Below are 12,880 nucleotides of genomic sequence, written 5' to 3'. Positions count from 1 at the left end.
GACAGAAGTGGTGGGTTACGCCGTGCGACTGCGCTTCGCGCAGTCCGCACCGCTAACCCACCCTACGGCACTAGCCCTTGTCGCTCTCGAGCTTGAAGATCTGCGAGCCTTCGCTGCCCGAAAGCAAACCGGTCTTCGAATAGAGACCGAGCTTTGTCCGCGTGTCGGCGATGTCGAGATTGCGCATGGTGAGCTGGCCGATGCGGTCGGCCGGCGTGAACGCGGCGTCCTCGACCTTCTCCATGCTGAGCCGCTCGGGCGCATAGGTGAGGTTCGGGCTCTCGGTGTTGAGGATCGAATAGTCGTTGCCGCGGCGCAGCTCCAGCGTGACCTCGCCGGTGACGGCGCGCGCGACCCAGCGCTGCGCGGTCTCGCGCAGCATCAGCGCCTGCGAATCGAACCAGCGACCCTGATAGAGCAGGCGCCCAAGACGCATGCCGCTGATGCGGTACTGCTCGATGGTGTCCTCGTTGTGGATGCCGGTGACGAGACGCTCATAGGCAATGTGCAGCAGCGCCATGCCGGGCGCCTCGTAGATGCCGCGGCTCTTGGCCTCGATGATGCGGTTCTCGATCTGGTCGCTCATGCCGAGACCGTGACGGCCGCCGATCGCGTTGGCTTCGAGGAACAGCGCGACCGGATCGGAGAAGGTCTGGCCGTTCAGCGCGACCGGCTGGCCTTCCTCGAAACGCACCACGACCTTCTCGGCCTTGACGGCGCAGTCGTCGCGCCAGAACGGCACGCCCATGATCGGGTTGACGATCTTGATGCCGCTGTCGAGGCTCTCGAGATCTTTCGCTTCATGCGTGGCGCCGAGCAAATTGCTGTCGGTCGAGTACGCCTTCTCGGCGCTCATCTTGTAGGCAAAGCCCTGGGCGGTCATGAACGCCGACATCTCGGCGCGGCCGCCGAGCTCATCGATGAACTGCTGGTCGAGCCAGGGCTTGTAGATCTTCAGGCCCGGATTGGTGAGCAGGCCGTAGCGGTAGAAGCGCTCGATGTCGTTGCCCTTGAAGGTCGAGCCGTCGCCCCAGATGTTGACGCCGTCCTCCTTCATCGCCGCGACCAGCATGGTGCCGGTGACGGCGCGCCCCAGCGGCGTGGTGTTGAAATAGGTGATGCCGCCGGTGGAGATGTGGAAGGCGCCGGACTGGATCGCGGCGATGCCTTCATGGACGAGCTGCGTGCGGCAATCGACGAGCCGCGCCTTCTCGGCCCCGAACTCCATCGCCTTGCGCGGGATCTCGTTGTAGTCGGCCTCATCGGGCTGGCCGAGATTGGCGGTGTAGGCGTAGCAGCGCGCGCCCTTCTGCTTCATCCAGAGCAGCGCCGCGCTGGTGTCGAGACCGCCCGAAAACGCGATGCCGACTTTCTCACCCTTGGGCAGGCTTTTCAGGATCGTGGTCATGGCGCTTCCAATCGGGTCTCAAGGGGCTGATTTCGGGGCGAACTTGACCGCGCGAATATCAAATTTCTCAGGACTCGGCACGCATTTAATGGCTCAAATCGACCGGGGCGGGGCCGGTCTTGCGGCCGAACAGGCGCTGGCGGAGCCGGTAGGCGGGCATGTTCAGCCGGGTGAGGGCAGCATCCACCGCCTCGTCCGAAAACCGGGTCCGCGGCCAGCGGTAGATCATCGCGTAGGCGAACCAGATCACGACGAAGCTGACGAGGCCGGCGATCGAGACATCGGTAAAGAAATGCCCGCCGAAGGCCATGCGCAGCCCTGACGTCACGGCACCGAAGATGACGGCGCCGGCATAAGCAAGCGGCCGCCATGCCGGCGGGGCCAGCGCGGCAGGGGCCAGCGTCCAGAACGCGGTCGCGCCCTCGCCCGAGAAGAACGAGCAATTGCGCGCGCAGCCGCCGCGCGGATCCCACCACGGCACGAATTGCTGGTCGCCGGCAAACTCCGTCACCACCACCGGACGCGGCCGGCCCCAATAGGTCTTGAAGGTGAGATTGGTGAGGATGCCGGCGGACAGGATGATCGTGACCAGCAGGAACACGATGGCGCGCCCCGACACCAGCAGCGGACGGTCCGGCCGGATCATCTTGACCACAAGCGCCACCAGCGAGGGCAGCACGAATGCCCAGGCGATCCACATCGCCGCGTCGCGCGCAAAGCCGGCCCACTCATTCAACTTGAGCGGAAAGGTTTTGGTTTCGGGATCGAAGAACAGCGATGCGAGCTTGAGATCGAGCTCGGGATAGAGGCCGAAAACGACGCCGATCACGAGCCACAGCGCCAGGGCGATGAAGAGTCCAGTCCGGTTCATGGCGCGCGGTTTAGCGGAGTGGGGCGGGGATGGAAACCCCACGAGAGGTAGCCATCCTCCCCTGGAGGGGGAGGATCGATCGCGCGAAGCACGAGCGAGGTGGGGTGAAGCCGCACAAATGGTCTCTCGATCATCCGCAAACTTGAGCCACTCGACACCGCCGATGCGGATAGTCTGTCACCCCACCCCGGATCGCATCGATGATGCGATCCGACCCTCCCCCTCCAGGGGAGGGTAAGCAAGTCACCGCGCCTCCGGCCGCGAATTCGCCGGCAATGGCGGAGGCGGCTTGCGCGGGGGCGGAGGTTCGCGCCAGGCGCCGGCATTGCGGCCGGCGATCAGCCAGTAGACGACGCCGGCGACGATACCAGCCCCCGTCATGATTTCGAGGTGACGCCGGACGATGCCTTCGAACTGCAGCGTGTCGGAATGGAAAGGGACGAGGCCGAGATAGCAGGCGAGCCCGACGAGGCCGCCGCCGACGGCATAAGCAAGCGCGCTGCGGATGTAGAGCGCTTCGGTGATGGCAACGATCACCGCCGCCGGCACCAGCGCGAAGCCCGAGACGAAGATGAAGCCGAAGCCGAGCAGGATATCGATCGCGCCCTGATCGACGGGGCCGGCGCCGAGATCGGCGAATTCCGGAAACAGCAGCGCGACGACCACGATCATGCCACCGACGAAGCAGGCGGCCAGGAAGCCGATGAAGATGACGACGAGGCGGCCGATCAGGGACATGAACAAAACCTATCCTTGCGACCTCAGCTCGCCAGTTTTGCTCGGTTCGCCTTGCGCCAAAGGCCGGCCGTGCGGCCCGCGATCAACCAATATGCAGCGCCCGCGACGATCCCTGCGACGACCATCGAGATCGGATAGGGCTCAATCAAGCTCGGCGTGTTGTGCCCCTGTGGGATTAGTTTGCGCTCAAACGGAGCAGCCACCAAATAGCACACAAGGGCGGTTGCAGCGCCGGCAACGAGGTAGACCCACGCAGCGCGGCGACAAGTTAGTTCCGTGATCGTCACCGCGACGATCGCGGGTAGCGCCGTCGTGGCGCACAGCAGCTTGAAGCCAAAGCCAAGCGGTTCGATCAGACCGGCGAAAACGTGCGGACCTGCGATCTTCCCGCGCAGCTGGAAGGATTCATATTCCAGCACGACGATCACGTAGAACGCCTCCGCGATCACACAAGCAGCCAGAAAGGCGAGCACGATGACCGGCAAGCGGCAGATCAGCGCCATCGCTAATCCGTCATCGCCATGGCGCGGAGCGCCTGGCGTTCGCGCGCCGAGAGCTTTTCGGTCTCCGACTTGAGCTGGCCGCAGGCGGCGAGGATGTCGCGGCCGCGCGGGGTGCGCACCGGGGAGGAATAGCCGGCGTTGAAGATGTATTCGGAGAACTTTTCGATCTGGTCCCAGTCCGAGCATTCATAGGCAGTGCCGGGCCAAGGATTGAACGGGATCAGGTTGATCTTGGCGTGAATGCCCTTGAGCAGCTTCACCAGCAGCTTGGCATCGTCGAGCGAATCGTTGACGCCCTTGAGCATCACATACTCGAAGGTGATGCGGCGCGCGTTCGAAGCGCCGGGATAATCGCGGCAGGCCTGCAAGAGCTCCTTGATCGGATATTTGCGGTTGAGCGGCACCAGCTCGTTGCGCAGCTCGTCGCGCACCGCATGCAGCGAGATCGCGAGCATGACGCCGATCTCCTCGCCGGCGCGCACGATGTTCGGCACCACGCCCGAGGTCGACAGCGTGATGCGGCGGCGGGAGATGCCGATGCCCTCATTGTCGCCGAGGATCAGCAGCGCATCGCGCACCGCGTCGAAATTGTAGAGCGGCTCGCCCATGCCCATCATCACGATGTTGGTGACGCGGCGCGTGCCGTCCTCGCGATCGGCCCAATCGTTCAGGCGGTCGCGCGCGACCATGATCTGGCCGACGATCTCGCCGGCGGTGAGGTTGCGCACCAGCCGCTGCGTGCCGGTGTGGCAGAACGAGCAGTTCAGCGTGCAGCCGACCTGCGAGGAGACGCAGAGCGTGCCGCGGTCGGTCTCGGGGATGTAGACGCACTCGACTTCATGCGCCTTCTCGACATTGTCGCCGCTCGGCAGCCGCAGCAGCCATTTGCGGGTGCCGTCGTTGGAGATCTGCTCGGCCACGACTTCGGGGCGATCGACGGTGAAATGCTGGGCGAGGTCGGCGCGGATGCCCTTCGAGATCGAGGTCATGTCGTCGAAGCTCTGGGCGCCGCGGAAATAGAGCCAGTGCCACAGCTGCTGCACGCGCATCTTGCGCTGCGCCGGCGCGACGCCGATCTCGCCGAGGCGGTCGGCGAGCTCGGTGCGCGACAGGCCGATCAGCGACGGTCTTGCCGGCGGCACATAGGTTTCGAGTGGAGTCTTCTCCACCAAGATTGCGTTGTGCGGCTCGGTCGTCGGTTGCATTGAATGGACCTAATGGCTTGGTCGTTCTGGGGCAGCTCGAAGAGCTGAACCCGGAACCTCGAGATTCCGGGTCTGGTCCTTCGGACCATCCCGGAATGACGGAAAAACTTGGAACCGCTCCTATATAGCAACCGGAACACCCGATTGCGACCTTATCGCCCTCAGCCTTAACGACTAGGCGTTACCGCCTACAATCCTGGGCGATCTTGTCGAGCGCCTGGGCGAGGCCCTTCAGCGAGAACGTGTCGGTCGTCTCCGTGCCCTTGGCCGAGACGCCCTTGACCACGAGATCGGCGGATTTGCGCATGGCCTCGACCATCCGCTCCTCCTCGGCCGCATTCTTGATCCAGAGGCCGTCGCCCTGCGTATACATCGCGAAGGCGGCGCCGCCGACCTCGACCGTCGATTCCGACCCCGGCTTCAGGGCGTAGCCGATCATGACCGAGACTTCGTTGTTCACCTTTTCCGCCGGCCGGGTCGAGACGAAGGCATAGGCGGGATCGCGCGGCCGATTCGGCGGGTTGGTCTTCGACGACGACGGCTTGGCCAGCGCGAAGCAGACCTTCTTGCCGTTCGGTGTCGCCGAATAGGCGCCCCAGGTGCCGAACTGGCCGATCAGGGTCGGCTCGGCGCCACCGGCAACCGCCGCGGCCGGGCCCACCGGTTTGCTCTCGGGCTTGGCAGCGGTCTTTGCGGCCGTATTGGCCGCCGGCGCAGCCGCTTTCGGTGCAGCCTCTTTGGGTGCAGCCTTGGGCGCCGGTTGCGCCGTCTGCGCGCGCGCGAGATCGGCGATCCCGCACGTCGTCATGCCGACCATCAAAACGAAAGATAGCACCCGCCACATGCTGGAGTGGTTCCCTCAATATTGTGACTGGAAGATGGCCCGGCCGCGCTTTGTCCCCGCAGCAGGGATAGCGGGGAAAGTTCAATTTGGGAAGGCAGTTAGCGGAAGTGGCGACGATCAGGTCCTGGATCGCGCGGCACGCTGGGCGGCCCATTGCGCATCGGTCCAGCCGAGCAGGTCCTCGGCGCCGGAACTGCGCAAATGCGCGCCGCCGTCGATCACCACCATCTCGCCATTGATGTAGGCGGCACGGTCGGAGACGAGGAAGCTGGCGAGGTCGGCGAGCTCGCCGTGATCCCCGGTGCGGCCAAGCGGGTTGCGGGCGGTCCAGCCTTCGTCGCGGCCCTCAGGGCGAAGCTGCCCCGATGCGCCTGATGTCGGGAACGGCCCCGGCGCGATCGCGACGGTGCGGATGCCCTTCGGGCCCCATTCGACCGCGAGACTTTTGGTCATGGCCAGCACCGCCGATTTCGCCATCGCCGACGGCACGGTGAAGGCGCGCCCCGTGATGGTGGAGGTCGAGAGGATCGAGAGCACGACACCCCCGTGACTGCCCTCGATCCAGCGCCTGCCGGCGGCGAGCGTGCAATACATCGCGCCATGCAGCGTCGGCGCCAGGATCGCGTCCGCGGCGCGGAAGGAGAGATGCTCGCTCTGCGCGATGAAGGTGGCGGCGGCATTGTTGACGAGGATGTCGAGCGGCGCCTCGCGCCAGATCGCATCCATCATGCTGTCGACGGCCGCGCCGTCGCGGATATCGCAGGCAATCGCCGTGACCTTGCCGCCGGTCTCTTCGCGCATCTCGCGCGCCGTTGCGTCCAGCCGGTCGAGCTTGCGGCCACAGATCACGAGCTCGGCGCCGAGCGCGAGGAAGCGACGTCCCATCGCGGCGCCAAGGCCCGAGCCGCCGCCGGTGACGAGGATGCGCTTGTTCCTGAGCAGACCCGTTTCAAACATCGTTTGAATCCTCGCTGTTTCCACACACCGCGTCATTGCGAACGCAGCGAAGCAATCCAGAATCCGTCCTGCGGAAATAGTCTGGATTGCTTCGCTGCGCTCGCAATGACGGGAGGATAGGTCCTGTGCATCGCTTTGGGCAAAGAATCCGGATTGTCGCCCGTGCCTAAATCCGGCAGAAACGACCCAACTATAATTCCACTCGAAACGCCCCAAGGTGCTGCCATGAAAGCCATCCTCTGCTCGCAATATTGCCAGCCCGACGATCTCGTTCTGGCCGAGGTGCCGGATCCGGTGGCGGGACCCGGCGAAGCCGTGATCGCGATCAAGGCGGCGGCGCTGAACTTCTTCGACATCCTGATGATCCAGGGCAAGTACCAGATCAAGCCGCCGTTCCCGTTCTCGCCCGCCGCGGAAGTCGCCGGCGTGATCGAGAGCATCGGCCCCGGCGTCACGGACCTGAAGGTCGGCGACCGCGTCGTCGCGTCCTGCGGCCACAACGGCGCGCGCGAGAAGATCGCACTGCCGGCGGCGTCGATCGTCAAGATCCCCGACAATCTCGACTATGACCGCGCGGCCGGCATCATCATTATCTACGGCACCGCGCTGCATGCGCTGGAAGATCGCGCCAGCCCGAAGCCGGGTGAGACGCTCGCAGTGCTGGGCGCTGCCGGCGGCACCGGTCTTGCCGCCTGCGAGCTCGGCAAGCTGATGGGCCTGAAGGTGATCGCCTGCGCCTCGTCGGACGAGAAGCTCGCGTTTGCAAAAGCGCATGGCGCCGAGCTGACGCTGAACTACGGCAAGGAAGATCTGAAGGAAGGCCTGCGCAAGCTCACGGGCGGCAAGGGCGTCGACATCATCTTCGATCCGGTTGGTGGTGCGTATGCCGAGCAGGCGCTGCGCTCGATCGCCTGGGAAGGCCGCTTCCTCGTGATCGGCTTTGCCGCCGGCGACATTCCGAAGATGCCGCTGAACCTCGCGCTGTTGAAGGGCTGCGATATCCGCGGCGTGTTCTGGGGCGCCTGGACGCGGCTCAACCCGGCGAAGAACCGCGCCAATCTCGAGAAGCTCGTGAAGTGGACCGCGGAAGGAAAGATTTCATCGCATGTCGACCGCACCTTCCCGCTGGCGCAGACCGCCGACGCGCTGAAGGTGCTGGCGGGACGCCAGGCGATGGGCAAGGTGATCCTGCATCCGTGATCGCGATGTCATCGCGACGCTGTTTCAGCACACACAACTGTCATCGCCCGGCTCGACCGGGCGATCCCAGCATTCCAGAGACGCCGGTGATCTAGCCGAGAAGCCGCGGCGTACTGGATGCCCCGCCCCCGTGCGCAATTGCGCACTAGGCGTGGCATGACAGTGGCGGACAGCGTGGACAACCGCGACATCGCAAGGTTGCGCACACCGCCGCCCGGAAAAAAATCCCTCAACCATCGCGGGCAAAATTGCGGTGCATGTCGCCGCGCCGCCGCAATCAAACCCAAATATCTCCAGATTCGCGCAAACGGCCGTCGTTTTTTGGGCTGAATCGGACGGCGATTTACCGGTTCCAGTTTGCGGGGCACTTCTGGACAATAACAAGAAGACTGAAACCGGGAGTGCCCCTGCGTTGCGTCAGTAATGGGGAGCATCACACCATGGAGACGACGGCCTACCGTCCGTCGAAGGAGTCGCACGCGCTCGACTCCGATCGACCTGCATCACATTCGTCCACCGCGGACTACATCCGTGCGCGCGCCAGACGCGCCGAACTTCCACAGGACGATCCGATTCCGCTGTTTCTGTCCGATCCGCGCGGAGCACCAGACCCACAGGAATATACGCCGCCGGCGCTGCGGCCCAGAACCAGGGTCGCGCCGCTTGTCGCTGCCGGGCTTGCGATATCCGCCGCGGCGATCGCGGCCGTGCTGTTTCAGTCCGAGCTGCGTAGTCTCCTCGCCGACTATGCCGGCAGCGCAACAGGCGCAGCTCAGGCCAGTCCGCCGGCCATACGCCAGGTCTCGCTCAAGGATCCGACTCGCGTGACCAACGCGATGCTGGCGAGCGCCGACAAGCAGGATCTTCCTGCACCGTCAGTGCCAAGCCGCGAAGCGATTGCGACCGCCTACCAGACTGCGCTGCAAGCCCAAGGCCAGGTCCAAAGCCAGGTCCAAAGCCAAGTCGAAGCACCAGCTCCGGCGCCGGTCGCGGCGCAGCCGGCGCCGCCCGAGCCTGCCAGGACGCTCGACGCCGACACACTGGCGGGACTGATGACGCGCGCGAAGCGCCTGATCGGCGTCGGCGACATCGCCGCCGCACGCCTGCTGCTCGAGCGCGCAGCCAACGCGAAGGATGCAACGGCCGCGCTGCTGCTGGCGCAAACCTACGATCCGGCAGTGCTCGGCACCAGCGATGCGCGAAGCGTCATAGCCGACGCGGCAGCCGCACGCGACTGGTACCAGCGCGCCGCCAGCCTCGGATCGGCGGAAGCGCGCCAGCGCCTCACCCGGCTCTCGAACTAGACCACTCCAGGGGACATCATGCGTAACGTTTTGAAAATGGCGCTTGCCGCCATCACGACCATCTGTGCCTTCGCGGCCCACGCCGAGCAGGGCGAATACGATCCGGCCAAGGTCTCCGACAGCCTCAAGGCCATCTTCCAGTTCGGCTCGAACTCGACCAAGCAGTCGCTGAACGCCAACACGGTCACGTTGATCACGGGCACGATCGGCGGCACCTACGTGCAGTTCGGTGCCGATCTCGCCTCGGTGCTCGACGACGGCAACAAGATCCGCGTGCTGCCGATCGTCGGCCGCGGCTCGGTGCAGAGCGTTGCGGACATTCTGTTCCTGCAAGGCGTCGATCTCGGCGTCGTGCGGGCCGACACGCTCGACTATCTCGAGCGCAAGGGCTTTGCCAAGGACATCAAGAAACAGTTCACTTACGTGACCAAGCTCTACAATGAAGAGATGCAGGTCATCGCGCCGAAGTCGATCGCGACGCTGAAGGACCTCGAGGGCAAGAAGGTCAGCGTCGACCTGCCCAATGGCGGGACCTTCGTCACCGCGCTGACGGTTTTCGAGCGGCTCGGGATCAAGGCGAACTTCGTCTATGTCGAGCAACGCATCGCGCTGGAAAAACTGAAGTCCGGCGAGATCGACGCCGTCATCGTGGTCGGCGGCAAGCCGTACAAATCGGTCTCGACCTTCGGCAATGACGGCCGCTTCCATCTCGCCAAGGTGGACTATGCCAAGCCGCTGCAGAGCGACTATCTGCCGGCGACGCTGACGGCGAAGGACTATCCGAACCTGATCAAGGAGGGCGAGAGCGTCGACACGATCGCGGTGCCGGCGGTGCTCGCGGCCTATAATTGGGCGCCCAACACCGAGCGCTATCGCAAGCTCGCGCTGTTCGTCGACGCGTTCTTCACGAAATTCCCGGCGCTGCAGAACCCGCCCTTCCATCCCAAGTGGAAGGAGGTCTCGCTCGCCGCGCCGCTATCCGGCTGGAACAGATTGCCGGTGGCGCAGCAATGGCTCGACAAGCACGGCATCGAACCGGTGACGCGCCAGCGCTTCGAGGCGTTCCTGAAGCAGAGCCCTACGGCCGCGAACGTCTCCGATGCGGACAGGGAGAAGCTGTTCAAGCAATTCCAGGCATGGGACGCGGAGAAGGCGCGGGCGGAGGCAGGAAAGAAGTAACGAGCGGCGTTGCGGCGACGGTATCGCAAGCGCTGTCTACACACTCACTGTCATCGCCCGGCTTGACCGGGCGATCCAGTACTCCGTGACGCCAGTGATTGAATCGAGGAGCCGCGGCGTACTGGATTCCCCGCTTTCGCGGGGAATGACAGCAGTGGGCGTGGCCACGACGTGCCGTCAACAACGGCTACCGCGCCACGTCCTCCTCCACGCCGCGCTTCAGCGCGGCGCGGGCGGCTTCGCGGTGCTCGGTCGTGATGTGGCTGGCGACCATGCGGATGGCGGTGGCGAGCACGGCGGCGTCATCGGCGAAGCCGAGGACCGGCATCACGTCGGCGACGAAGTCGAATGGCAGGATGAAATAGGCGATCGCGCCCAGCAGCGACGCCTGGACATGGCGCGGCGTCCGCCCGTCGAACGCGCAGTAATAGGCCGCAAGGAGATCCTCGGCGAACGGTAGTTGCGCGGCGACGCGCTTCAGCTTGCGCCAGAAGCGGCGGCGAACGCTCTCACGATCTTCCGCGAGCCGATCGGCCGGCTCGAAGCCGACGCTGTGCTCGGCAGCCATGCTCCAACTCCCCGTTCAGCGAGGGGCGGCGGATCGCCGCATGCCCTGCTGATCACAAGATGGGGATGCGGCCGGGCGCTGCAAGATGTCAGCCCGGTGTCAGCTAAGCCGTCGGCTTGGCGATGGCGTTCATCGCCTTGGCGAGCTCGATGTCGCGCGCCGTGACGCCGCCGGCATCATGAGTCGACAGCACCACCTCCACGGTCTTGTAGACGTTGCGCCATTCGGGGTGATGGTCCATTTTCTCGGCGACCAGCGCCGCGCGGGTCATGAAGCCGAAGGCCTCGTTGAAATCCTTGAAGACAAAGGTTTTCGCGATCGCGTCGCGACCCCCGACCTCGCTCCAGCCGGGGATACCGCCCAGTGCCTGCTTGCGTGCTTCCGCCGCCAGCCGTTCTGCCATGATCGTCTCCATGCTTCAGGGGAACTTTACCCTAACACCGTGCTTACGGTCGGGGTTCACGGGGGGATTTCCTCCTTCCGCTAACCATGACGGAGTTGTAACCCCGCCGGGCAAGAAATTTGCTACAATTGCGGGCCTAAATCGCCGGCCGAGATGAAGCTGAGCCTGAAACGCCTGTTTGGGAGATCGATGACCGGGGGTCTGGACCTGGCCGAAGCGCCCACTCCGCCTTCGCCGCGATCAGCGGCGCGGAAGACGGCGCTCGTGTCGCTCGCGCTGGTGCTTGCGATCATCGGCGCGCTCGTCGGCGGCTATTATTTTGCGATGCGTCCGGTGACGCTGAAGGTCGCGGTTGGCCCCGCCAACAGCGACGACGTCAAAGTCGTGCAGGCGCTGACGCAGGCTTTCTCGCAGAACAAAAGTTACGTGCGGCTGCGCCCGATCCAGACCGACGGCGCCACTGCCAGCGCCGAGGCGCTCGCGGAAGGCAAGGTCGATCTTGCCATCGTGCGCGGCGACGTCGACGTGCCGAAGAACGCGCAGGCGGTCGCGACCCTGCGCAAGAACGTCGTGGTGCTGTGGTCGGTCCAGGGCAAGGGCAAGAAGAAGGGCGCCAAGATCACCAAGATCGCGCAGCTCGCCGGCCATCGCGTCGGCGTGGTCGGCCGCACCCAGGCCAACGTCAATCTGCTCAAGGTGATCCTGCAGCAATACGGCGTCGATCCCGCCAAGGTCGAGATCATCCAGTTCCCGGCCAACGAAGCCGCCGAGGCGATCAAGTCCCAGAAGGCCGATGCCTATCTCGCCGCCGGCCCCGTCAACAGCAAGATCACAGCGGACGCCATCGCCGCCTCCACCAAGGATTTCGGCACACCGACCTTCCTCGCGATCGATTCCGCCGACGCGATCGCGCAGAATCATCCGGTCTATGAAGCCTCCGAGATTCCCGCCGGCACCTATGGCGGCTCGCCCGATCGTCCCGACGACGAGGTCAAGACCATCAGCTTCTCGCACCACATCGTGGCGCGCAAAGCCGTGTCCGAAACCACCATCGCAGCGTTCACGCGCCAGCTGTTCGCCGTGCGGCAGCAGCTGGTGACGGAATTCCCGCTGGCGGCCAAGATCGAGACGCCCGACACCGACAAGGACGCGGTGATCCCCGTGCATCCGGGCGCCGCCGCCTTCGTCGACGGCGAGGAGAAGAGCTTCCTCGACAAATACAGCGACTACATCTGGTGGAGCCTGATGGCGCTCTCCGCCATGGGCTCGATCGGTGCGTGGTTTGCGGGCTACCTCAAGAAAGACGAGCGCGACAACAACAGCCATCTGCGCGAACGCCTGCTCGACATGATCGCCGCGGCCCGCAAGAGCGAGACGACGGAAGAGCTCGACCAGATGCAGACCGAGGCCGACGAGATCCTGCGCGACACGCTGCGCTGCTTCGATCACGGCGCCATCGAGGAAGGCGGGCTCACGGCCTTCAACATCGCGCTCGACCAGTTCCACGCCGCCATCGCCGACCGCAAGGCGGTGCTGATGAGCCTGCCGCAAAACCTGCAACGCGCGGGCGCGCAGTTCAGGGCCGCCGGCAACGCGTAAAAGCTTGCCCGCGTTATTGCTGCGTCACATTGTCTCAATATAGCGTCTGACTTGACCGGCGGCCGCCTCGCGGCCGTCGCACGCGATATCCGGGCTGTCCC

13 protein-coding genes are annotated in these 12,880 nt (G+C 64.9%); 4 read left to right on the top strand and 9 right to left on the bottom strand.

All coding sequences use genetic code 11. The features are described from left to right. Positions 1 to 70: 70 nt before the first annotated feature. The 7 genes from argG to JQ603_RS33055 all read right to left on the bottom strand — a co-directional run bounded on the left by argG (position 71) and on the right by JQ603_RS33055 (position 6,526). The gene (gene argG, locus JQ603_RS33085) at positions 71 to 1,408 is read right to left on the bottom strand and encodes an argininosuccinate synthase (RefSeq protein ID WP_212346312.1); all 1,338 of its coding nucleotides are present in this window, start codon (positions 1,406 to 1,408) and stop codon (positions 71 to 73) included. An 85-nt stretch (positions 1,409 to 1,493) separates the two neighbouring features. Then, the gene (locus JQ603_RS33080; protein WP_212346309.1) at positions 1,494 to 2,279 is read right to left on the bottom strand and encodes a phosphatase PAP2 family protein; all 786 of its coding nucleotides are present in this window, start codon (positions 2,277 to 2,279) and stop codon (positions 1,494 to 1,496) included. Positions 2,280 to 2,522: 243 nt separating this feature from the next. Beyond that, the gene (locus JQ603_RS33075; protein ID WP_212346305.1) at positions 2,523 to 3,017 is read right to left on the bottom strand and encodes a hypothetical protein; all 495 of its coding nucleotides are present in this window, start codon (positions 3,015 to 3,017) and stop codon (positions 2,523 to 2,525) included. A 23-nt stretch (positions 3,018 to 3,040) separates the two neighbouring features. After that, on the bottom strand, positions 3,041 to 3,520 hold the full coding sequence (locus tag JQ603_RS33070) for a hypothetical protein (protein ID WP_212346302.1): 480 nt from the start codon (positions 3,518 to 3,520) through the stop codon (positions 3,041 to 3,043). A 2-nt stretch (positions 3,521 to 3,522) separates the two neighbouring features. Beyond that, entirely contained in the window at positions 3,523 to 4,725 is a 1,203-nt protein-coding gene (gene rlmN, locus JQ603_RS33065; protein WP_212346300.1) for a 23S rRNA (adenine(2503)-C(2))-methyltransferase RlmN, read from the bottom strand. A gap of 181 nt (positions 4,726 to 4,906) precedes the next feature. After that, entirely contained in the window at positions 4,907 to 5,569 is a 663-nt protein-coding gene (locus JQ603_RS33060) for an invasion associated locus B family protein (RefSeq protein ID WP_212346298.1), read from the bottom strand. A gap of 117 nt (positions 5,570 to 5,686) precedes the next feature. Continuing rightward, positions 5,687 to 6,526, bottom strand: coding sequence for an SDR family oxidoreductase (locus tag JQ603_RS33055; protein WP_212346296.1), 840 nt, complete (start codon positions 6,524 to 6,526; stop codon positions 5,687 to 5,689). 225 nt (positions 6,527 to 6,751) lie between these two features. On the opposite strand from JQ603_RS33055, the gene JQ603_RS33050 reads away from it, so the two are divergent. The 3 genes from JQ603_RS33050 to JQ603_RS33040 all read left to right on the top strand — a co-directional run bounded on the left by JQ603_RS33050 (position 6,752) and on the right by JQ603_RS33040 (position 10,209). Beyond that, entirely contained in the window at positions 6,752 to 7,726 is a 975-nt protein-coding gene (locus JQ603_RS33050) for an NADPH:quinone oxidoreductase family protein (protein ID WP_212346294.1), read from the top strand. A gap of 257 nt (positions 7,727 to 7,983) precedes the next feature. After that, positions 7,984 to 9,030: a hypothetical protein gene (locus JQ603_RS33045; protein WP_433996666.1), complete on the top strand. Its 1,047-nt coding sequence runs from the start codon at positions 7,984 to 7,986 to the stop codon at positions 9,028 to 9,030. A gap of 18 nt (positions 9,031 to 9,048) precedes the next feature. After that, the gene (locus JQ603_RS33040; protein WP_212346292.1) at positions 9,049 to 10,209 is read left to right on the top strand and encodes a TAXI family TRAP transporter solute-binding subunit; all 1,161 of its coding nucleotides are present in this window, start codon (positions 9,049 to 9,051) and stop codon (positions 10,207 to 10,209) included. A 187-nt stretch (positions 10,210 to 10,396) separates the two neighbouring features. On the opposite strand, the gene JQ603_RS33035 is transcribed toward JQ603_RS33040, so the two are convergent. Together JQ603_RS33035 and JQ603_RS33030 are read right to left on the bottom strand one after the other, a co-directional pair. After that, entirely contained in the window at positions 10,397 to 10,777 is a 381-nt protein-coding gene (locus JQ603_RS33035) for a YkvA family protein (RefSeq protein WP_212346290.1), read from the bottom strand. A gap of 103 nt (positions 10,778 to 10,880) precedes the next feature. Further along, positions 10,881 to 11,180, bottom strand: a complete 300-nt coding sequence (locus JQ603_RS33030) for a 4a-hydroxytetrahydrobiopterin dehydratase (RefSeq protein ID WP_212346287.1) — start codon at positions 11,178 to 11,180, stop codon at positions 10,881 to 10,883. 153 nt (positions 11,181 to 11,333) lie between these two features. Here JQ603_RS33030 and JQ603_RS33025 point away from each other — a divergent pair, with 153 nt between their 5' ends. Then, the gene (locus tag JQ603_RS33025; protein ID WP_212346284.1) at positions 11,334 to 12,779 is read left to right on the top strand and encodes a TAXI family TRAP transporter solute-binding subunit; all 1,446 of its coding nucleotides are present in this window, start codon (positions 11,334 to 11,336) and stop codon (positions 12,777 to 12,779) included. The last annotated feature ends 101 nt before the right edge of the window (positions 12,780 to 12,880 follow it).

The organism is Bradyrhizobium liaoningense (assembly GCF_018130825.1).
GTDB classification, from domain to species: domain Bacteria; phylum Pseudomonadota; class Alphaproteobacteria; order Rhizobiales; family Xanthobacteraceae; genus Bradyrhizobium; species Bradyrhizobium liaoningense_B.
The sequence above is the reverse complement of the archived record's forward strand: the minus strand, read 5'-3'. Positions and strand labels throughout refer to the sequence as shown.